General features: G+C 73.7%; 17 protein-coding genes and 1 pseudogene. 10 read left to right on the top strand and 8 right to left on the bottom strand.

Translation table 11 applies throughout. The annotated features are described in order from the left end of the window. The first annotated feature begins 10 nt into the window (after positions 1–10). Positions 11–1630, top strand: coding sequence for an ABC-F family ATP-binding cassette domain-containing protein (locus ACFWBD_RS23865; protein ID WP_385670155.1), 1620 nt, complete (start codon positions 11–13; stop codon positions 1628–1630). Positions 1631–1716: 86 nt separating this feature from the next. Further along, positions 1717–1971, top strand: a pseudogene (locus ACFWBD_RS23860) (DUF6158 family protein); the annotation flags it as partial. A gap of 539 nt (positions 1972–2510) precedes the next feature. On the opposite strand, the gene ACFWBD_RS23855 reads toward ACFWBD_RS23860, so the two are convergent. The 3 genes from ACFWBD_RS23855 to ACFWBD_RS23845 form a co-directional block, all read right to left on the bottom strand. Then, positions 2511–3053 (bottom strand): type 1 glutamine amidotransferase domain-containing protein, encoded by a 543-nt coding sequence (locus ACFWBD_RS23855; RefSeq protein WP_385670152.1) that lies wholly within the window; start codon positions 3051–3053, stop codon positions 2511–2513. Positions 3054–3130: 77 nt separating this feature from the next. Continuing rightward, on the bottom strand, positions 3131–3511 hold the full coding sequence (locus tag ACFWBD_RS23850) for a DUF2795 domain-containing protein (protein ID WP_385670150.1): 381 nt from the start codon (positions 3509–3511) through the stop codon (positions 3131–3133). A 79-nt stretch (positions 3512–3590) separates the two neighbouring features. Beyond that, entirely contained in the window at positions 3591–5387 is a 1797-nt protein-coding gene (locus ACFWBD_RS23845; protein WP_385670147.1) for a thiamine pyrophosphate-requiring protein, read from the bottom strand. 258 nt (positions 5388–5645) lie between these two features. Between ACFWBD_RS23845 and ACFWBD_RS23840 the strand changes: the two genes are divergently transcribed. From ACFWBD_RS23840 to ACFWBD_RS23825, 4 genes are all read left to right on the top strand, one after another. After that, on the top strand, positions 5646–6440 hold the full coding sequence (locus ACFWBD_RS23840; protein ID WP_385670144.1) for an RNA polymerase sigma factor SigF: 795 nt from the start codon (positions 5646–5648) through the stop codon (positions 6438–6440). A 159-nt stretch (positions 6441–6599) separates the two neighbouring features. Further along, on the top strand, positions 6600–7346 hold the full coding sequence (locus tag ACFWBD_RS23835; RefSeq protein ID WP_385670141.1) for a hypothetical protein: 747 nt from the start codon (positions 6600–6602) through the stop codon (positions 7344–7346). 284 nt (positions 7347–7630) lie between these two features. Then, positions 7631–8878: an aminotransferase class I/II-fold pyridoxal phosphate-dependent enzyme gene (locus ACFWBD_RS23830; RefSeq protein ID WP_385670138.1), complete on the top strand. Its 1248-nt coding sequence runs from the start codon at positions 7631–7633 to the stop codon at positions 8876–8878. Next, positions 8875–9936 carry an MBL fold metallo-hydrolase gene (locus tag ACFWBD_RS23825; RefSeq protein WP_385670135.1) on the top strand — a complete coding sequence of 354 codons (1062 nt, stop codon included), beginning with the start codon at positions 8875–8877 and terminating at the stop codon, positions 9934–9936. The genes ACFWBD_RS23830 and ACFWBD_RS23825 overlap by 4 nt, the downstream gene beginning before the upstream one ends. Positions 9937–10149: 213 nt before the next feature. On the opposite strand, the gene ACFWBD_RS23820 is transcribed toward ACFWBD_RS23825, so the two are convergent. Both ACFWBD_RS23820 and ACFWBD_RS23815 read right to left on the bottom strand, forming a co-directional pair. Continuing rightward, the gene (locus ACFWBD_RS23820) at positions 10150–10779 is read right to left on the bottom strand and encodes a DedA family protein (RefSeq protein ID WP_385670132.1); all 630 of its coding nucleotides are present in this window, start codon (positions 10777–10779) and stop codon (positions 10150–10152) included. Continuing rightward, the gene (locus tag ACFWBD_RS23815) at positions 10776–11549 is read right to left on the bottom strand and encodes an MBL fold metallo-hydrolase (protein WP_385670129.1); all 774 of its coding nucleotides are present in this window, start codon (positions 11547–11549) and stop codon (positions 10776–10778) included. The genes ACFWBD_RS23820 and ACFWBD_RS23815 overlap by 4 nt, the downstream gene beginning before the upstream one ends. A gap of 84 nt (positions 11550–11633) precedes the next feature. Between ACFWBD_RS23815 and ACFWBD_RS23810 the strand changes: the two genes are divergently transcribed. The 4 genes from ACFWBD_RS23810 to ACFWBD_RS23795 all read left to right on the top strand — a co-directional run bounded on the left by ACFWBD_RS23810 (position 11634) and on the right by ACFWBD_RS23795 (position 15947). Then, positions 11634–12044, top strand: a complete 411-nt coding sequence (locus ACFWBD_RS23810) for a hypothetical protein (RefSeq protein ID WP_062644016.1) — start codon at positions 11634–11636, stop codon at positions 12042–12044. Between the two features lie 88 nt (positions 12045–12132). Continuing rightward, a complete protein-coding gene (locus tag ACFWBD_RS23805; protein WP_385670126.1) occupies positions 12133–14247 on the top strand; it encodes a phage holin family protein in 2115 nt (704 codons plus the stop codon). Positions 14248–14356: 109 nt separating this feature from the next. Then, entirely contained in the window at positions 14357–15427 is a 1071-nt protein-coding gene (locus ACFWBD_RS23800; protein WP_385670123.1) for an AAA family ATPase, read from the top strand. Positions 15428–15521: 94 nt separating this feature from the next. After that, positions 15522–15947 (top strand): OsmC family peroxiredoxin, encoded by a 426-nt coding sequence (locus ACFWBD_RS23795; protein WP_020125610.1) that lies wholly within the window; start codon positions 15522–15524, stop codon positions 15945–15947. A 98-nt stretch (positions 15948–16045) separates the two neighbouring features. Here ACFWBD_RS23795 and ACFWBD_RS23790 read toward each other — a convergent pair whose 3' ends face one another. The 3 genes from ACFWBD_RS23790 to ACFWBD_RS23780 form a co-directional block, all read right to left on the bottom strand. After that, positions 16046–16453 carry a hypothetical protein gene (locus tag ACFWBD_RS23790; RefSeq protein WP_385670120.1) on the bottom strand — a complete coding sequence of 136 codons (408 nt, stop codon included), beginning with the start codon at positions 16451–16453 and terminating at the stop codon, positions 16046–16048. Then, positions 16450–18165 carry a right-handed parallel beta-helix repeat-containing protein gene (locus ACFWBD_RS23785; protein ID WP_385670117.1) on the bottom strand — a complete coding sequence of 572 codons (1716 nt, stop codon included), beginning with the start codon at positions 18163–18165 and terminating at the stop codon, positions 16450–16452. Before ACFWBD_RS23785 ends, ACFWBD_RS23790 begins: the two co-directional genes overlap by 4 nt. Positions 18166–18307: 142 nt before the next feature. After that, positions 18308–19129 carry an SAM-dependent methyltransferase gene (locus tag ACFWBD_RS23780; RefSeq protein WP_385670114.1) on the bottom strand — a complete coding sequence of 274 codons (822 nt, stop codon included), beginning with the start codon at positions 19127–19129 and terminating at the stop codon, positions 18308–18310. Between the last annotated feature and the right edge of the window lie 42 nt (positions 19130–19171).

The following is a 19171-nucleotide window of genomic DNA, read 5'->3' as shown; positions in this document are numbered from 1 at the left end:
ATGCGTCCTCATGGGACACCTGGAAGCCGCGCACCTCGAGTACTACCTCCCCGACGGGAGGGCGTTGCTCGGCGACGTGTCCTTCCGGGTGGGCGAAGGGGCCGTGGTGGCGCTGGTCGGACCCAACGGCGCCGGCAAGACGACCCTGCTGCGGCTGATCTCGGCCGAGCTCAAACCGCACGGCGGGACCGTCACCGTGTCCGGCGGTCTCGGCGTGATGCGCCAGTTCGTGGGCTCCGTGCGGGACGAGACGACCGTCCGCGACCTGCTGGTGTCCGTGTCCCCGCCCCGCATCCGTGAGGTCGCGCAGGCCGTCGACAAGGCCGAGCACGCGCTCATGACCGTCGACGACGAGGCCGCGCAGCTCCAGTACGCGCAGGCCCTCGCCGACTGGGCCGAGGTGCGCGGGTACGAGGCCGAGACGCTGTGGGACATGTGCACGATGGCCGCGCTCGGTGTCCCCTACGACAAGGCGCAGTTCCGCCTCGTGCGCACCCTCTCCGGCGGTGAGCAGAAGCGGCTCGTGCTGGAGGCGCTGCTGCGCGGCACCGACGAGGTGCTGCTGCTCGACGAGCCGGACAACTACCTCGACGTGCCCGGCAAGCGGTGGCTGGAGGAACGGCTGAAGGAGACCCGCAAGACGGTCCTCTTCGTCTCCCACGACCGCGAACTCCTCTCCCGTGCCGCCGAGAAGATCGTCTCCGTCGAGCCCGGCCCGGCCGGGGCCGACGCCTGGGTGCACGGCGGCGGCTTCGCCACCTACCACGAGGCCCGCCGGGAACGCTTCGCCCGTTTCGAGGAGCTGCGCCGCCGCTGGGACGAGAAGCACGCCCAGCTGAAGAAACTGGTCCTGAACCTCCGTCAGGCCGCCTCCATCAGCCATGAGCTGGCCTCCCGCTACGCAGCCGCCCAGACGCGGCTGCGCAAGTTCGAGGAGGCCGGCCCGCCGCCGGAGCCGCCCCGCGAGCAGGACATCACGATGCGCCTCAAGGGCGGCCGCACGGGCGTCAGGGCGGTCACCTGCAAGGGCCTCGAGCTCACCGGTCTGATGAAGCCCTTCGACCTGGAGGTCTTCTACGGCGAGCGGGTCGCCGTCCTCGGTTCCAACGGCTCGGGCAAGTCGCACTTCCTGCGGCTGCTGGCCGGCGACACCGTGACGCACACGGGCGAATGGAAGCTCGGCGCGCGTGTGGTGCCCGGGCACTTCGCCCAGACCCACGCCCACCCCGAACTGCTGGGCCGCACCCTCCTGGACATCCTGTGGAGCGAACACTCCCAGGACCGGGGAGCGGCCATGTCCCGGCTGCGCCGCTACGAGCTGACCCAGCAGGCCGAACAGACCTTCGACCGGCTCTCCGGCGGCCAGCAGGCCCGATTCCAGATCCTGCTGCTGGAACTGCAGGGCGTCACGGCCCTGCTCCTCGACGAGCCGACCGACAACCTCGACCTGGAGTCCGCCGAAGCCCTCCAGGAGGGCCTCGAGGCGTTCGACGGCACCGTCCTCGCCGTCACCCACGACCGCTGGTTCGCCCGCTCCTTCGACCGCTATCTGGTCTTCGGCAGCGACGGCCGGGTCCGGGAGACCGCGGAGCCCGTGTGGGACGAGCGGCGCGTGGAGCGGGCCCGGTAGGGAGCCGGTCCGCACGGAGGCCCGGGGGCCCAAATGTTCGTACAGTGGATGCGGAGACGTGCTCCCGGGTGGGGTACCCGAACCGCATGGACGAACACGACGAGCGGGGCATGACCATGACCGGAGTCGACCCGGACCGGCTGGACGACCAGCAGCTCATGAAAGAGCTGGAGACGATCCACCGCACGCGCCACGACACCCTGCTGTACGGCTCGAACGACGCACTGCGCGCCCACAACGGGCGCATGGCCCAGCTGGAGGGCGAGTACCTGCGCCGTAACCCGCGCCGCTTCGTCTCGCCGGGCCGCACCCGGGACGGGGCGCGGGAACGGGCCGTCGGAGCGGACGAGGTCCACTCGCGCCAGGCCCCGGCCGGGAGCCGGGCGGCCGGGGAGGGCGGCTCGGCGGGCACTCCGGTCGGCAAGTGGGGCCGGGGAACGACGAGCGGCCCCGGCGCGGCCTGAGCCCACCGGAGCCGTCTGGCGCCGTCCCGTGCGATGTTCTGCGCTGCTGCTGTCTGCCTGTCTGCCTGTCTGCCTGTCTGGCGGGACTGTCTGCGTGTGGCCGGTCGATCGCAGACTGTCTACGGTGTCCTGCCGACCGCCTACGGCCGACCGACGACCGCCGACCGCCTACGGCCGACCGACGACCGCCGACCGCCTACGGCCGACCGACGACCGCCTACGGCCGACCGACGACCGCCGACCGCCTACGGCCGACCGACGACCACCGACCGCCTACGGCCGACCGACGACCGCCGACCGCCTACGGCCGACCGACGACCGCCGACCGCCTACGGCCGACCGACGACCACCGACCGCCTACGGCCGACCGACGACGGTTGGCCGTCGACCGCCGACCGATGGTCACCGACCGGTGGTCAGCCCGCTTCCTGTGCGAACACGTCCAGAAACGTCTCGCAGAACGCCTTCAGGTCGTCCGGCTTGCGGCTGGTGACCAGCTTGTTGGGGCCGTGGTCGCAGATCTTCACCTGCTCGTCGACCCAGGTGGCGCCCGCGTTGCGCAGATCCGTCTCGAGGCTGGGCCACGAGGTCAGGACACGGCCCCGTACGACGTCCGCCTCGACGAGGGTCCACGGGGCGTGGCAGATCGCGGCGACCGGGCGGCCCTGCTCGAAGAAGTCCTTGACGAACGCCACGGCCTTGTCGTCGGCGCGCAGGAAGTCGGGGTTCGCGACGCCGCCCGGCAGGACCAGCCCGCCGAAGGACTCCGCGGACGCCTCACCGACGACCTCGTCCACCCGGAACGTGTCCGCCTTGTCGAGATGGTTGAACGCCTGGACCTCGCCGGACTCGGTCGACACCAGGACGGGCTCGTGGCCCGCGTCCACCGCCGCCTGCCAGGGGTCGGTGAGCTCGACCTGCTCGACGCCTTCGGGCGCCGTCAGAAACGCGATGCGCATACGGGTTCAACGTCCTTTCCGTGTCCTTGCGGCCCTCGTGCCGGCGGGCCCGATCTCGACGACCGGGTCCCGCGCCGTCACCGGCTGCTCCCGACCAGTGCCTCGGCCAGCTCCTGGACAGTGGCGTAGCGGTCCTTGCCCGGCAGTTGCCGTACCGCCTCCACCAGCGCGTCCGGCGCGTTCTTGCGGCGCAGGCCCACGGCCAGCGCGTCCGCGCCCGCGGGGAAGGAAGTCCGTCCCAGGGTCCGCGCCAGCTCCAGCCGAACGGTCTCCAGCGTCGCCCGGGCGCTCCCGGGCACCACCGGCCCGCCCCAGATCTCGGGGTCGTCCTCGGCGGACGGCTCGGGGTCGTGCCACTCCTCCACCCGCGTGGGGTGTCCGGACCTCAGCAGACCCTGCAATTCGTGCTTCATCTCGTCGTCCCGGTGCACGCTCAGCCGGTCGCTGCCTCGCTGCATGTCTCTTCCTCCAGATCCTTTCTCGGCGTCGGTGGCCACCGCGTACCCGAGGACAGGGAGCCGACACAGGGTCGTCGGACTACTTCTCCTGCCGCCCCGGCAGGAACTCCTGCAGCTTCGCCCTGAAGCCCTGTTTGATCATGGAGCCCCGGCCGGCGTCGCCCTTGAGGGCCGAGGCGAGCGTGGCCTCGATCTGCTCCCAGGTGGCGTGCGGCGGCACCGGAGGCACGGCCGGGTCGGTGAGGAACTCGACGACCGCGGGGCCGTCCGCCTCCAGGGCCGTACGCCAGGCCGGTTCCACGTCCTGCGGCGTCTCCACCCGCACTCCGGTCAGCCCCAGGGAGCGGGCGAACTCCGCGTACGGCACGTCCGGCAGCTCCTGCGAGGGCAGGAACGACGGGGCGCCGCCCATGCCGCGCATCTCCCACGTCACCTGGTTCAGATCGCGGTTGTTCCACACGGCGACGACCAGCCGCGGGTCCGACCAGCGGTCCTTGTACTTGGCGGCCGTGATCAGCTCCGCGAGCCCGTTCATCTGCATCGCCCCGTCCCCGACCAGCGCGATCACCGGCCGGTCCGGGTGGGCGAACTTCGCGCCGATCGCGTACGGCACGCCGCAGCCCATGGTCGCCAGCGTGCCGGAGAGGGAGCCGCGCATGCCGGGGCGCAGCGCGACGTGGCGGGCGTACCAGTTGGCCACCGAGCCCGAGTCCGAGGTGACGATCGCGTCGGGCGGGAGCAGCGGGGACAGTGCGCGGGCCACGTACTCCGGGTTGATCGGGTCGGCCGACAGCCCCGCCCGCCGGTCCAGCACGTCGTCCCAGCGCCGTACGTTGTCACAAACGGTTTCGAACCACTCCCGGCCGCGTTCCTCGCCCCTGATCATCGGGATCAGCCGGCGCAGGGTCTCCCGCGCGTCGCCGACGAGGTTCACCTCGTACGGGTAGCGCATCCCGATCATGTGCGGATCGAGGTCGATCTGCACACCCCGCGCCTTGCCGAACTCGGGCAGGAACTGCGTGTACGGGAAGGACGAGCCGATCGTCAGCAGGGTGTCGCAGTCGCGCATCAGCTCGTAGGACGGCCGGGTGCCGAGCAGGCCGATCGAGCCGGTGACATAGGGGAGGTCGTCGCTCAGGACGTCCTTGCCGAGCAGCGCCTTCGCGACGCCGGCGCCGAGCAGCCCGGCGATCCGCTCGACCTCGGTCCGGGCCCCGGCGGCACCCTGGCCGACCAGGATCGCCACCTTGTCACCGGAGTTGAGGATGTCGGCGGCCCGCCGCAGGGGCTCTTCCGACGGGATCGTCGTCCCATCGCTCAGGCCGAGACTGGACGGCACCATCTTGAACTCGTGGGTGGGCGCCGCGTAGGCGAGCTCCTGCACGTCCCCGGGGATGATGACCGCGGTCGGGCAGCGGCGGGCGTACGCGGTGCGGATCGCCCGGTCCAGGACGTTCGGCAACTGCTCGGGGACCGTCACCGTCTCCACGAACTCCGAGGCGACGTCCTTGAACAGCGTGTGCAGGTCCACCTCCTGCTGGTACGAGCCGCCCATCGCCGAGCGATGCGTCTGGCCGACGATCGCGAGGACCGGCACACGGTCGAGCTTCGCGTCGTACAGGCCGTTGAGCAGGTGGATCGCGCCCGGCCCCGAGGTCGCCACGCACACCCCGAGACGGCCGCTGAACTTGGCGTAGCCGACCGCCTGGAACGCGGACATCTCCTCGTGCCGCGACTGCACGAAACGCGGCTCGTCCCCGGCCCGGCCCCAGGCGGCGAGCAGGCCGTTGATGCCGTCGCCGGGATAGCCGAAGACCTGCTCCACCCCCCACTCCCGCAGCCGCTGAAGGACGTGGTCGGAGACCTTGACGCTCATGGAAGTGACCTCCTGGGCAGGGGACATGGACACGGTGTGAAGGCCGTGCCCCGTCCCGGGTGACCCCCGGAGCCGCCGGAAAACCTGGGCGGGCGTTTGGCGGGGGGAGTCCGGGGCAGGCGCGCCACAGTGCTTCGGACCGGAGGCACGTCCGTGGGAGGGCGCGAATTCGCGGCCCCCGGCGGCCCGGTCGGGCCGCTGTCGCGCTTCCCCGGTGACCGGCCAATCCAAAGCACTGCCAAGGGAGTTGCCCCACCCATGCCGAACCGAGCGAACGCGAAGCGCCATCCGCACGACGACGCCCCCGACACCGCCGACGCCTTCCGCAGGCTCGCCACCCTGCCCCCGGGGCCCCAGCGTGACACGCTCCGCTCCCAGATCGTGGAGGCCTGGCTGCCCATGGCCGACCGTCTCGCCGGCCGCTTCCGCAACCGCGGCGAGGCCTTCGACGACCTGCGTCAGGTCGCCGCTCTCGGCCTGGTCAAGGCCGTCGACCGCTACGACCCCGAACTCGGGAACGCTTTCGAGAGCTACGCCGTCCCCACCGTCACCGGTGAGATCAAGCGGCACTTCCGCGACCACATGTGGACCCTGCACGTGCCGCGCCGGGTCCAGGAACTGCGCAACCGGGTGCGCTTCGCCGGCCAGGACCTGGCCCAGACCGTCTCCGGGCGGCGGCCCACCGTCGCCGAGATCGCCGAGCGCGCGCAGCTGAGCGAGGAGGACGTCCGCACCGGGATGGAGGCGCTGGAGAGCTTCACCGCGCTGTCGCTGGACGCGGAGCTGCCGGGCAGCGAGGACGGCTACTCACTGAGCGACGTGCTGGGGGCGGCGGACCCGGCGCTGGGCACGGTCGTCGACCGGGAGGCCGTCAGGGACCGGCTCGCCGCGCTGCCCGAGCGGGAACGGGCGATCTTGTACATGAGGTTCTTCGAGGACATGACGCAGAGCCGGATCGCGGAGCGGCTGGGCATCTCGCAGATGCATGTGTCCCGGCTGATCAACCGCTGCTGCAATCGGTTGCGGGAACAGGTCCTGGACGACGCTGCGTAGCAGGAGCCCGGCGGCCCGCGGAGGCGCCGGCGGTCACCCGGTCGGCGGCCTGTGTCCCGCCAATGGCGTCCGGCCGCGCGCGGCCGGCGGGCCCTCGGGCTCTGATGGCTGTGGGGCGCGAACGCCCCGCCCGCAGCCGTCGGCCGAAGGAACCGTGCCATGCGTCGCACCGCCCACCTCCTCTCCGCCCTCGCCGTGGCCGGCGCCGTTCTGGTCGCCGTAGGTCCGGCGGCGTTCGCGGACCCGGCGGCGGAGGTCAGCCCGGGCAGCGTCGCCCCGGGCGGCAGCGTCTCCGTCTCCGTCTCCTGCGGTCCCCTCGGCACCACCGCGCCCGAGAGCCTCGACGCCACCTCGCAGGCCTTCGCCGAGGGCACCGTCAAACTGAGCAAGGTCCCCGGCGCCGACGGCGCGCAGTCCGGGTCCGCCTACCGGGGCACCGCCCATATCGCGCCCGCCGCCGACCTCGAGGTGAGCCCGGAGGCGGTCGGACCCGACGCCGCCTGGACCGTCGACGGCACCTGCCCGGCGGCGCCCGGCGGACAGGGCAAGCCATGGAGCGCGACCCTGGACGTCGCGCGTGGCGCACCGCAGCCGTGCGGGCCGGCGGCCACCGCGTCCTGCGACACCGGCCGGCCGTGTCCGCAGGTCCAGGGCACCTCCACGGCGCACACCGACACCTGCCGCCCCGTCCAGCCGTGCGCCCCGCCCGAGCCCCAGCCCCGCGCCGCCCCGTCCCACGAGGCCGACTGCGCCCCCGCCACCGTCGGGCACGGCGTCCAGGCCGGTGAGGGCGGTGCCTTCACCGGCTCCGTTCCCGCGCTCGCCGCCGGTGGCCTCCTGATCGCCGGCGCGCTCGGCGCCGCCGTGCACCGGCTGCGCCGCCGGGACCCCGAGGGCGGCGTCTGACCCGCCGGAGGGCCGGCCCGGCCGCTGTGACCGGCGCAACGTGCGGGGACGGCCATGGGGCGTGGTCCCACGGGGTACTCGGAGCGCAGGGGCACGATCGGCCTCGTAGCGGGCGTCCGGCCCCGCGGGGCCGCCGGGCCCCGCCCGGGACGCGCCGCCCCGCCCGGCCCACGACGACGTCCGACGGCCGGGTACGGCACGGCGCCGCGGGCACACACCAGACACGCCGGACACGGGCACCAGGACCAGGCAGGGCACCAGGGACGGACTGCGCGGAGGACGACATGCGGCGGACGGAAGCCGAGGACCACGGGCCCGTCCGCTACGGCCCGCCGCTGCCCGCGGACGGCCTGCCGGTGCTGCCGGAACTCGCCTCGGTGCTCGCCGAGGCCGCCGGCCGCGCCGACGCCGAGCCGGTCGGCGGCGGCCCCGCCCTGCTCGACGCCGCCCGCGGCTACTGGGAGCGCCGCGGCACCCCCGCCGAGCCGGCACGCATCGTGGCCGGGCCCGGCGCCCCCGCCCTGCTGCTCGCGCTGACCGCCGCCCTGGGCGGCGACGTCCTGGTGCCCCGGCCCTGCGCCGCCTGGTGGGCGCCGTACGCACGACTGTTGGGAAGACCCGTCTTCCATGTGGCGACGCCCGCCGAGTGCGGCGGCGTCCCGGACCCCTACGCCCTGCTGGAGACCGTGCGCCGGGTGCGCGCCGAGGGCGGCGACCCGAGGCTGCTGGTGCTGTCCGTCGCCGACGACCCCACCGCGACCGTCGCGCCGCCCGAGGTGCTGCACGAGGCGGTGGAGGCCGCCGCGGGCGAGGGCCTGCACCTGGTCAGCGACGAGACCTGGCGCGACACGCTGCACACGCCGCACGACACCGTGCTGGTCAGCCCCGCCGAGATGCTCCCGGAGCACGTCACCGTGGTCAGCGACCTCGCCGGCGCGCTGCTGCCCACCGGCTGGCCGGCGGCCGTCGCCCGGTTCCCCGCCTCGGCCACCGGTGACGACCTGCACGCGCGCGTGCTCGACGTCCTCACCGCGCTCGGCGCACGCGTGGCCGCTCCGGTCGCCGCCGCGGCCGGGTACGCCCTCGCCGAGCCCGAGCCGGTCACCGCGCGTGTCGCCGCCGCCGTACGCTTGCACGCGCGCGTGGCGGACGCCGTGCACGCCACCGTGGTCGCCGCGGGCGGTCTCGCCCTGCCGCCCCGGGCCGGCCGTCATCTGTACGTCGATCTCGGACCGCTGCGCACCGCGCTCACCGCGCACGGCGTCGGCGACGCACAGGACCTGGAGGACTTCCTCTCCGCCCGGCTCGGGATGCCCGCGCCGGGCGGACACCGCTTCGGGGACGAGCTCGGCGCACTGCGCGTCCGGCTGTCCACCGGCATGCTGCTGGACGGTAAGGACGCACAGCGCGTGGAATGCCTCATGTCCCCCGCGCCGCTGGAACTGCCGCAGGTGCAACACGCGTTGATGCTCTTGAGGTCGGTCTTCGACGATCTCCGTGACGACGCTCAGCGATGGGAGCCTCCTCGATGACGCACCAGTCCGAGTCGACCACCACCAGCACGCTGACCACAGCGGACGCCGACGCCCCGGCCCCCCTGTCCCCGCTCGCACCCCTCGCCCCGCCACTCGCCGAGCCCCGCCCACCGGGGGAGCGGCGGGTGTGGCCGCGGACCTTCCACGACCGGCTGACCTCACCGCTGCCCGGCCTCAAGGCCCTCGCCCGGTTCGCCCGCGAGGGTTCCGTGCGGCCCGGCAGGGAAGGCCTCGCCGACATTCCCCGGCTGCCCTTCGCGCCCGCCCCGCTGCCCCGGGTGGACGCCCGTACCGTCGCCGTCTCCTGGGCGGGCCACGCCAGTTGGGTGGTGAGCGTCGGCGGGCTCACCGTCCTGACCGACCCGGTCTGGTCCCGCCGTATCCTCGGCACCCCGGCCCGGATCACCCCCGTCGGCGTCCCCTGGGAGGCGCTCCCGCGCGTCGACGCCGTCGTCATCAGCCACAACCACTACGACCACCTCGACGCCCCCACGCTGCGCCGGCTCCCGCGCGACACGCCCGTGTTCGTGCCGGCCGGGCTCGGACGCTGGTTCCTGCGCCGCCGGTTCACCCGGGTCACCGAGCTGGACTGGTGGGAAGCGGCCGAACTCCACGGCGTCCGCTTCGACTTCGTACCGTCCCATCACTGGTCAAAGCGCTCCCTCACCGACACCTGTCACTCCCTCTGGGGCGGCTGGGTGCTCACCGCCCCCGACGGACAGCGCGTCTACTTCGCCGGGGACACCGGCTACGGCCACTGGTTCTCGCGCATCGGCCGGCGCCACCCCGGCATCGACCTCGCCCTGCTGCCCATCGGCGCCTACGACCCCCGCTGGTGGCTCAGCGACGTCCACTGCGACCCGGAGGAGGCGGTCCGCGCCACCCTCGACCTCGGGGCGCGGCGGATGGCCCCGATGCACTGGGGCACGTTCGTGCTGTCCGCCGAGCCGGTCCTCGAGCCCCTCACCCGCGTGCGCGCGGCCTGGGACAAGGCGGGGCTGGAGCGGGACGACCTGTGGGACCTGCCGGTGGGAGGCGCACGGGTACTGGAGTAGTACGGGTACTGCAGTGGCACGGTCCGGAGCAGCACGGGTACCGGAGCCGCACGGGTAGTGGAGTGGCACGGGTCACGGATACCGGAGCCGCACGGGTCACGGGTACCGGAGCAGTACGGGTACTGGAGCAGCACGGATCCGCGCACCACGGTCGCCGGACCGGCAAGGGTGCCCCGGTCCGGCGTGGTGTCCCGGTCCGGCAAGGCCACCGGGCTAGGCGGCCCCGGTTCCCCGGGACCGGCGCCACAGGCTCGGGGCCGCGCCGATCACCACGGTCAGCACGACCGCGGCGACCACGCCCTCCCAGGGCTCGGGGAACAGCGAGCCGCCGAGGATCCCGATCAGCTGGTAGGTCAGCGTCCAGGCCAGACAGGCCGGGAGATTGCCCCGCACGAAGCGGCGCAGCGGCCACTTCGCCATCAGACAGGCCAGCATCACCGGTATCCGGCCCGCCGGCACCAGCCGGGACAGCACCAGTACGGCCGTGCCGTGGTGGGCGAGCTTGTCCTGCGCCTGCGCCAGCCGCTCCTCGGGCGCCCGCGAGCGGATCGCCTCCAGCCAGCGCGAGCCGTTCTTGGACCGCATCCCGCGCCGCCCCAGCCAGTACAGCGTCGCGTCCCCGCAGAAGGCCGCGAGGGACGCCGTCAGGAACACCATCGCCAGCGCGAACGGCACCGTCTGATGGACGGCGACCGCCGCCGCCGTACTCACCAGCGCCCCCGTGGGCACCACCGGCACCAGCGCCCCGATCAGCACCAGCAGGAACAACGACGGATAGCCGAGGGCCTGCTGGGTGGCCTCGGTCGGCACGACCGTCACGGTCGCGGCGAGCCACCACTTCACCGGGAGACCTCCGGGCGCACGCTCTCCCCGTGCCCCAGCCGGTGCACCGCCACGCCCGGCGCGCGTTGCGCCGCGAGCCGTACGAACTCCTCGCCGGGAGCATGGAATTCATGGGGGCGCACGGCGTCCATGCCGATCGGCCAGTAGGTGCCGTAGTGCACCGGCACCGCGGTGCGCGGCGCCAGCCGGACCAGCGCCTCGGCCGCGCGCCCCGCGTCCAGGTGCCCCTCGCCGAGATACGGCCCCCAGCCGCCCACCGGCAGCAGCGCCACGTCGACCGGCCCGACCTCCTCGGCCATGCCGTCGAACAGGCCGGTGTCCCCGGCGAAGTACGTCCGGGCCTCGCCCTCGACGACGTATCCGAGCGCGGGGGAGTGGTGCCGTCCGACCGGCAGCCGCCGCCCGTCGTGACGCGCGGGGACGGCCCGTATCCGCACGTCGCCGACGGTGATCTCGTCCCCCGGCGCCATCTCGCTCAGCCGCAGATGCCGCAGGCGGCGCAGCCCGGGGACGGCGCGCGGCGCGCCCCGGGGCACCAACAGGCGCGTGCCCGGCGCAAGGCGCGCCAGCGAGGGCACATGCAGATGGTCGGCGTGCAGGTGGGAGACGAGCGCCACGTCCGCGCGCCAGGCGCCGGGCGGGGGCGGCGCGCCCCGGCGGCGGCGCAGATGCGCGAGGCGGCGCGCGAACAGGGGATCGGTGAGCACACGTACGTCCGAATCCTCGACCGTGCAGGTGGCGTGCCCCCACCACGTGATCTCCACCGCCACCTCTTTGCCTCCTTCGCGCGACTCCCCCGAAGCCTACGGGCAGGAGTAGGGTCGGCGGCGAAACCCGGAGGTGAGGGGGACGCCATGGGACCGGTGCGGGTCATGCGGGTCACGGCGATCGCGAGTCTGACGCCGCTCGAGGAACTGGACGCCGATCCCTTCCTGGTGGATTCCCGCAGCCAGCACGCGATGTGCGCGCGGTGGGCCGCGGAGCGCGGTTACGTCGTCGGCCGGGAACTGCTGGTGCGTGGGCTGCGCGCCGACCACTGCGTGCTGTGGGACGGGATCCGGGCCGGCGTCGACCTGTTCGTCGCGCCGAGCCGTCGGGTCCTCGAGAGCGCGCTGTCCTCCGTCGAGGAGTTCTCCGCGGAGTGCGCCCGGCGCGGCGTGCGGGTGGAGACGGTCGGCAGCGCCGAGCCCGCCTACGACGCCCAGATGAAGGCCCGGGTGCACCGGAGGCTGTCGATGCCGACGGCCGGCTACGACGGGCGATAGCCAGCCGCGGGATGGCCGCCACCGGGGTGTGACAGGGTGGAGGGCGGCCCCTGCGGGCGTAGGGGCCGGAACGTGAGGTGTACGGGGCGTGCGTGGGGTGCGTTGGCGGCGGGCCGCCAGTCAGATCGGGCGGAGCGTCGCGGTGTGGGCTGTCTGCACGCTCACGATGCTGGTGCTCGCGGGGATCCTGCCCGACTTCCGGCTCCAGTCCGCCGACGGGGACAGCGCCACCACCATCGCCAGGACCGCCGCCGTCGGCGCCGGGGCGTTCGGCGTGCTGTCGGCCCTGGCCTGGCCCCTGCTGGTGCGCCTGCTGCTGCTCGTACCGGCGCTGGTCCTCGGCCTGCTGGTGTTCTTCCTCAACGGCTCGCTGCTGCTGCTCGCCCTGCGCCTGAACCCCTCCGGGCAGAGCGAGGCGGCCCCCGAGACCGCCGTGATCGTCGCCGCCGTGATGTCCGCCGTCGCCTCCGCGACGGGCGGCGCCCTGGCCGTACGCGACGACGACGCCTACCGCCGCCGCCTGTACCGGCTCGCCGACCGCCGTCGAAGAGGCGGCGCCGCCTGCCCCTCCACGCCGGGCACCGTCTTCCTCCAGCTCGACGGCGTCGGCCACGACGTGCTGGCCGCGGCGGCGCGCAAGGGGCTGATGCCGACCGTCGCCGGATGGCTGGGCAGCGCCCCGCACCAGGGCCGGGCGCGGAGCCTCGCGGGAAGCGGCGCCCCCCGCCCCAGCCACCGGCTCACCCCGTGGCATACCGACTGGTCCAGCCAGACCGGCGCCAGCCAGCTCGGCATCCTGCACGGCAGCAACCACGACGTGCCCGCCTTCCGCTGGTACGAGAAGGACACCGGGGAGGTGATGGTCTGCAACCGCCCCACCAGCGCCGCCGAACTCCAGCGCCGCGCGGTCGAACGCACCGGTGACGGCGGTCTGCTCTGCGCCGACGGCGCGAGCCGCGGCAACCTCTTCAGCGGCGGCGCCGACGAGCAGGCCCTCGTGCTGTCCATCGCCACCCGTCGGCGCAGCCGGGAGACGCGGTCCAGGGCCGGCTACTTCGCCTACTTCTGCGACCCGGCCAACGCCGTGCGCACGGCCCTGTCGTTCGTCGCCGAGGTCGTGCGCGAGACGGTCCAGTCCACCCGCGCCCGGCTGCGCAGGGAACGTCCACACGTCGGACGCGGCGGTCTCTACCCGCTGGTCCGCGCCTTCGCGACGGTCGTCGAACGCGATGTCGTGGTGGCCGCCGTGACGGGCGACATGCTCGCCGGCCGCACCGCCGTCTACGCCGACCTGGTGGCGTACGACGAGGTCGCGCACCACTCCGGGCCGCTCGGCCGGGACACCGAGCAGGTCCTCGGCCGCCTCGACCGGGCGCTCGCGCTGCTCGAGAACGTCGCCGAGCACGCACCCCGTCCCTACCGGATCGTCGTGCTGTCCGACCACGGCCAGAGCCCCGGCGAAACGTTTCGCGCCCGCTACGGCCTCACCCTCGGCGATCTGGTGCGGGCCGGCTGCGGGCTGCCCGTGCCGCGCAGGGCCGAACGCACCCACAGCGGCGCCGAGGCCAGGGCCGCCGTCCGCGCGGCCCTGCGCCGGCCCGTCGAGGAGGGCGGCGAACGCCACCGCCCGTCCGGCCGCCGCTCGGAACCGATCGTGCTGGCCTCGGGCAACCTCGGCCTGATCTCCTTCCCGGACGTACCGCACCGGATGAGCAAGGAGGAGATCGACGCCCGCCACCCCGCCCTGCTGACCACCCTCGCCAACCACCCCGGCATCGGCTTCCTCCTCGTCCGCAGCGAGGAGCACGGCGGGGTCGTCCTCGGCGCGTACGGCGCGGAGATCCCGCTGGACCGACTCGACCGGACGCCCGGCCCGCTGGCCGCCTTCGGCCCCGGCGCCGCCGACGCCGTGCGCCGCACCCACTCCTTCCCGCACACCGCCGACATCATGGTCAACTCCTTCCACGACCCGGCCGACGGCGAGGTCCTCGCCTTCGAGGAGCAGATCGGCTCCCACGGCGGTCTCGGCGGGGCCCAGGCCAGACCGTTCCTGCTGTCCCCGCTCGCGCTGTCCGCACCCGCCGAGGGCGACGAGGAGCTGACCGGCGCGGAGCAGGTGCACCGCGTCCTGCGCCGCTGGCTGCGCGAGTCCGACGGGCCCCAGGTACCACTGGAGACGGCACCGGAGGAGCGCGCCGCCTGAAAATCGGCTGCGCCGCGGGGACCGTACGCACACACTGTCCGTACTGATCCGTTCGTCCGGATCCCGCGCACTCGGGCGCCCTTCCCGCATTCTCCCGAGGAGCCTTCCTTTGCAGGCTGCCGTCACGGTCACGCCCTCCCGTATCCCCGAACTGCTCCTCGGCCTCGCCACCGTGCGGCCGGTGTTCCTCTGGGGCGCCCCCGGTATCGGAAAGTCCTCCCTGGTCAGGGACTTCGCCGAGTCGCTGGGGCTGGAGTGCGTGAGCCTGCTCGGTACCCAGCTCGCGCCCAAGGACCTGATCGGCGTACCCCAGATCCGGGACGGACGGTCGGTGTTCTGCCCGCCGGAGGCCATCGCGCGTGACGAGCCGTACTGTCTGTTCCTGGACGAGCTCAACGCGGCGACGCCCGACGTCCAGAAGGCGTTCTACTCCCTCATCCTCGACCGGCGGATCGGCAACTACGAGCTCCCCAGGGGCTCGATCGTCATCGGCGCCGGGAACCGGGCCACGGACAACGCGCTCGCCCGGCCCATCGCCTCCGCGCTCGTCAACCGCCTCGACCTGCACCAGCGGCAGGAACGCGGCCTGCTGCCCGGCGGGTTGGTGGAGGAGATCCGTGCGCTCGGCCACCCGCCGCTGCCCTGGGACGCCCAACTGGCCCGCTGGTTCGACGAGTTCGTGCCACGCCCCGAGCCCGTGCGGACCTACGCCCCTCCCGCGCGCCGACAGGCCTCCACTCCCGACATCCCGCGCGCCGGCCGCTGGTTCCCGCCCGGGAGATCGCCCTCCCCCACCTTCGGCGTCGTCCTGGACACCTCCGGCTCCATGGACCGCACCCTGCTCGGCAAGGCGCTCGGCGCCATCGCCTCGTACGCCGAGGCCCGCGACGTGCCGGCCGCCCGGGTCGTGTTCTGCGACGCGGCCGCGCACGACGCGGGCTATCTGCCGGTCACCGAGATCGCCGGCCGGGTCCGGGTGCACGGCCGCGGCGGTACGGTCCTGCAGCCCGGCATCGACCTGCTGCACCGCGCCGACGACTTCCCGCCGGGCGCGCCGCTGCTCGTGATCACCGACGGCTGGTGCGACGTGCTGCGGGTACGGCGCGAGCACGCGTACCTGATACCGCAGGGTCGTCGACTGCCGTTCACCGCGCGGGGGCCGGTGTTCCGGGTGCGGTGACGCGGAGTGTGATCGGATGGGGCACGGAAACCCGGGCAACGGAAAACCCGTGCAACGGGAACCCCCTGCAGAACCCCATGCGAAAGGAAGAACCGTGGCTACCACGCGCTCCGCACACACGGTCTGGGAAGGCAACCTGCTCGAGGGCAACGGGGTCGTGACCTTCGACTCCTCCGGCATCGGTCAGCAGCCGGTGTCGTGGCCGTCGCGCGCCGAACAGGCGAACGGCAAGACCAGCCCGGAGGAGCTGATCGCAGCCGCCCACTCCAGCTGCTTCTCCATGGCGCTGTCGCACGGCCTGGCCGGCGCCGGTACCCCGCCCACCAAGCTCGTCACCTCCGCGGACGTCACCTTCCAGCCGGGAGAGGGCATCACCGGCATCCACCTGACCGTGGAGGGCACCGTGCCCGGCCTCGACGACGACGCGTTCGCCGCCGCCGCCGAGGACGCCAAGAAGAACTGCCCGGTCAGCCAGGCGCTCACCGGCACGACCATCACCCTGTCGGCCAAGCTCGCCTGAGTCCGCCGCGTCGGGTCCGGGGCGCGGGAGCCGTCCGAGGCCCCCGCGCCCCGTCGTGCCGCCCGGCCCTCGCGGGCAGGGCAGCTCCGGCTCGGACCTCAGACGAGTCCCGTCAGCCCCCTGATCGCGGACTGCGCCCACTCCTGCGCCCCGACCGCCGTCCCGGCCGCGAGGCCGGTCGCGACGGGCGCCAGGGCTCCCTTGAGCATGGTCACCGAGCGGCGGAGCCTGCCCGGCTCGGGCGACTCCGGACCGGTGATCTCCGCGAGGACCTCCTGGGCGGCACTCTCGGCGTCCTCGCGTTCCCGGTCGCCGAGGCCGGCCGCGGGCAGCTGCCGGAGCAGCTCGGTCACCAGCGTCGCCAGCGCCTCGTGCTCCGGGGCGACCGCGCTGTTGAGCTGCTGGTTCTGGGTGGCCGTCTCGTTGTTCCAGGCGAACTGGGAGCCCGACACGGCCCCTTGGAACACCGGCCCCTCGTAGTGGTGCTCCTGCTGCGGCTCGTTCATCGGCCGGCTCCGTCCTGGTCGCTCTGGTTGCTCTGCTGTTGGATGACGTTGGTGTTGTTCCACGCCAACTGGGCGCTGTGGACCGCCTCGACGAAGACCGGGCCGTGGTAGTGGTTGACGATCGTCGGCGGCGGGGGCGGCTCCGTGATCTCCCTGACCGGCAGCGAGGTGCGGAGCGAGACCAGGCTGACGCGGCCGTTGTGCTGCACGGCCACCGCCGTCGTCCCGGTCACGGCACAGCCCGCCAGCCGGCCGCCGCACGCGTCGTCGCAGCGCACGCCCGTGGCCGCGCAGTCCTCGAACCGGCTGTCGGCGACGTCCAGATACGCGGAGCCCGTCCCGCACAGGCCGTACGACTGCGCACCGGTGACGGTGAGGTTCCTCGCGACGAGTCGCGCCGTGCCGAACGCCAGGGCCCCGCCGGTGCCGACGGCCGAGACCTCGCTGTCGTGCACGTGCAGCTGCGCCTCCTCGCCGGCGCCGAACCCCAGCAGCCCGCGCTGCGCCGACACGCCTGTCAGCCTCACCCGGGACTGGCCGATGGCGGCCACGGCCGCCATGTCGAAGTCGCGGATCCTCGCGTCGGTGAGCTCGGCCGTCGTACCGCCGTTGCCCCTGGTCTCCAGACCGAACGGGCAGCGCTCGACGGTGACCTGTGCGAACTCGGCCTTGCTCTCGTCCCAGACCCGCAGCGCGACGCCGGTCAGATCGTGCACGTCGACGCGGGTGAAGTGGCCTCTGGCCTTGTCGGTGACGGCGATGCCGACATTGCCCGCCGAGACGCGGCAGCCGGTCACCCGCGGGGCGCCGCCCCGAGTCGACAGCACCCCGACGTTTCCCGCGCCGGTGATCTCGCAGTCCTCGAACGTGCCACGGCCCGAGTCCTGGACGTGGATGCCGGTGTCGCGGCAGTCGGCGAACACACAGCCGCGCACCGAGGGGTCGGCGCCGCTCGCCACCAGGATCCCGTTCTCGGCGTCGGTGACGCGGGTGCCCCGCACGGAGCCCCGGGACTGCTCGATGAAGGCCAGGCCCGCCATGTGCGTGGCGACGACCGTGCACGCCTCGACGATCAGCTCCGCCCGGGTGTCCGCCATGACGGCCGCCTTCTCGGTGCCGGTGACCTCGCATCCGACGAGGTGGGCCCAGGCGTCGCTGACGCGTACGCCGTGGATCCGGCTGCCGTCGAACCGGCTGTCCCGGACCAGCACCCGGGCGTTCTCGATCACCGCGACCGCGTTGTCGGCGGCGTCGGTGAACCGGCACCGCTCGACATGCCCGGCGGCACCGGCGAACACGGTCCGGCCGTAATGGAACTCACTGTCCGTCACCGTCATGGAGGTGCCCGGCCGGGCGTGCGCGCAGACCCCGTTGTGCGCCCGGATCGCCACCCGGTCGAGGGTGAGGGTCCCCGCGTGGCAGTCGACGACGCCGGCGTCGGCGTCGCGGCCGACCAGCGCCAGGCCGCGGATCACGACCGACCCCGTGACGTCGAGCACGGTGCCCCGGGGAACGCTCACCACCACGGAGCCGGGTTCACCGAGCGCGGCCAGCTCGATCTCGCCCCGGACGGTGAGCCGTTCCTCGTAGCGGCCGGGAGTGATCTCCACCCGGGCGGCCCGGCCCCGCGCGGTCGCGGCGCGCAGCGCGGACCCGATGTCGGGGTGGGTGCCACGACCCCCGTGCGGCGCGACCACGTACCTCTTGACCATGCCTGCTTCCCCCGCAGCGCCCGCCCGTGACGAACCGTCGACTCCCGGTCACCGATGCTACCGGAGGGGGCAGCGGCGTCAGGGGTGCGGGCAGTGGCCTGCACCGGTCTCCCACCGGCCGGGGACGCGCCCCGGTACCGGCTCAGGGCTTGCGGGCGACTCCCGCGTACACCGGCACGATGCCCTCCGCCTGGACCGCCACGTCCTCCGGCTCCGGACGCCAGCCGGACACCGGGATCACACCCGGTCCGAGCAGCTCCAGGCCCTCGAAGAAGCGGGCGAACTCCGCCAGGGAACGCGGGTAGAAAGGGGTTCCACTGCGCCGGAAGCTCTCCGCGGCCTTCTCGATGGCGGCAGGGTTCAGGTCGGGGGTGACCTGGGAGAGGATCAGCCAGCTGCCCGGCGCGAGCGCGGCGACGTACTTCTTCAGCAGGCCGTGCACGTCGTCGCCCGCCGGGTCGTCGCTCAGGTAGTGCGTGAGCGCCACCAGCGACAGCGCGACCGGTCGCGTGAGGTCCAGGGAGTCGGCGGCCCGGTGCAGCAGCGTGTCGAGGTCGCGGACGTCGGCGTGCGCATACCGGGTGGTGCCCTCCGCCGAACCGTGCAGCAGGGCCTCCGCGTGCCGCAGCACGATCGGGTCGTTGTCCGCGTACACGACCTTGGACTCCGGGGCCACGCCCTGCGCCACCTGGTGCAGGTTGGGCTGGGTGGGGATGCCGGTGCCGATGTCGAGGAACTGGCGTATCCCGGCCTCGGCGGCCGTGCGGACGGCGCGCTGCATGAACCGGCGGTTGGCCCGCGCCCCGCGCAGCACCGTGCCGTCCACGGCGAGGATCCTGCGGGCCAGTTCCTCGTCCACGGGGTAGTTGTCCTTGCCGCCCAGCCACCAGTCGTAGACGCGGGCCGGATGCGGCCTGCTGGTGTCGATGCGGGCGGGTGCCTGCTCGGCCTCGGATCCGGTCATGCGGGTCTGCTCCTCTTTGGTCTCGGAAGGGTGCTCGGGGCG

The organism is Streptomyces sp. NPDC060002 (assembly GCF_042737245.1).
Classification (GTDB): domain Bacteria; phylum Actinomycetota; class Actinomycetes; order Streptomycetales; family Streptomycetaceae; genus Streptomyces.
Note: the sequence above shows the minus strand (reverse complement) of the source record. Positions and strands in the feature narration are given on the sequence as shown.

Bases quoted from the DNA above. Each gene is read 5' to 3' on its own strand.
- ACFWBD_RS23785 (WP_385670117.1), bottom strand. From the start codon at position 18,165: ATGGTCAAGAGGTACGTGGTCGCGCCGCACGGGGGTCGTGGCACCCAC.
- ACFWBD_RS23830 (WP_385670138.1), top strand. From the start codon at position 7,631: ATGCGGCGGACGGAAGCCGAGGACCACGGGCCCGTCCGCTACGGCCCG.
- ACFWBD_RS23810 (WP_062644016.1), top strand. From the start codon at position 11,634: ATGGGACCGGTGCGGGTCATGCGGGTCACGGCGATCGCGAGTCTGACG.
- ACFWBD_RS23780 (WP_385670114.1), bottom strand. From the start codon at position 19,129: ATGACCGGATCCGAGGCCGAGCAGGCACCCGCCCGCATCGACACCAGC.
- ACFWBD_RS23865 (WP_385670155.1), top strand. From the start codon at position 11: ATGGGACACCTGGAAGCCGCGCACCTCGAGTACTACCTCCCCGACGGG.
- ACFWBD_RS23845 (WP_385670147.1), bottom strand. From the start codon at position 5,387: ATGAGCGTCAAGGTCTCCGACCACGTCCTTCAGCGGCTGCGGGAGTGG.
- ACFWBD_RS23840 (WP_385670144.1), top strand. From the start codon at position 5,646: ATGCCGAACCGAGCGAACGCGAAGCGCCATCCGCACGACGACGCCCCC.
- ACFWBD_RS23825 (WP_385670135.1), top strand. From the start codon at position 8,875: ATGACGCACCAGTCCGAGTCGACCACCACCAGCACGCTGACCACAGCG.
- ACFWBD_RS23835 (WP_385670141.1), top strand. From the start codon at position 6,600: ATGCGTCGCACCGCCCACCTCCTCTCCGCCCTCGCCGTGGCCGGCGCC.
- ACFWBD_RS23850 (WP_385670150.1), bottom strand. From the start codon at position 3,511: ATGCAGCGAGGCAGCGACCGGCTGAGCGTGCACCGGGACGACGAGATG.
- ACFWBD_RS23855 (WP_385670152.1), bottom strand. From the start codon at position 3,053: ATGCGCATCGCGTTTCTGACGGCGCCCGAAGGCGTCGAGCAGGTCGAG.
- ACFWBD_RS23790 (WP_385670120.1), bottom strand. From the start codon at position 16,453: ATGAACGAGCCGCAGCAGGAGCACCACTACGAGGGGCCGGTGTTCCAA.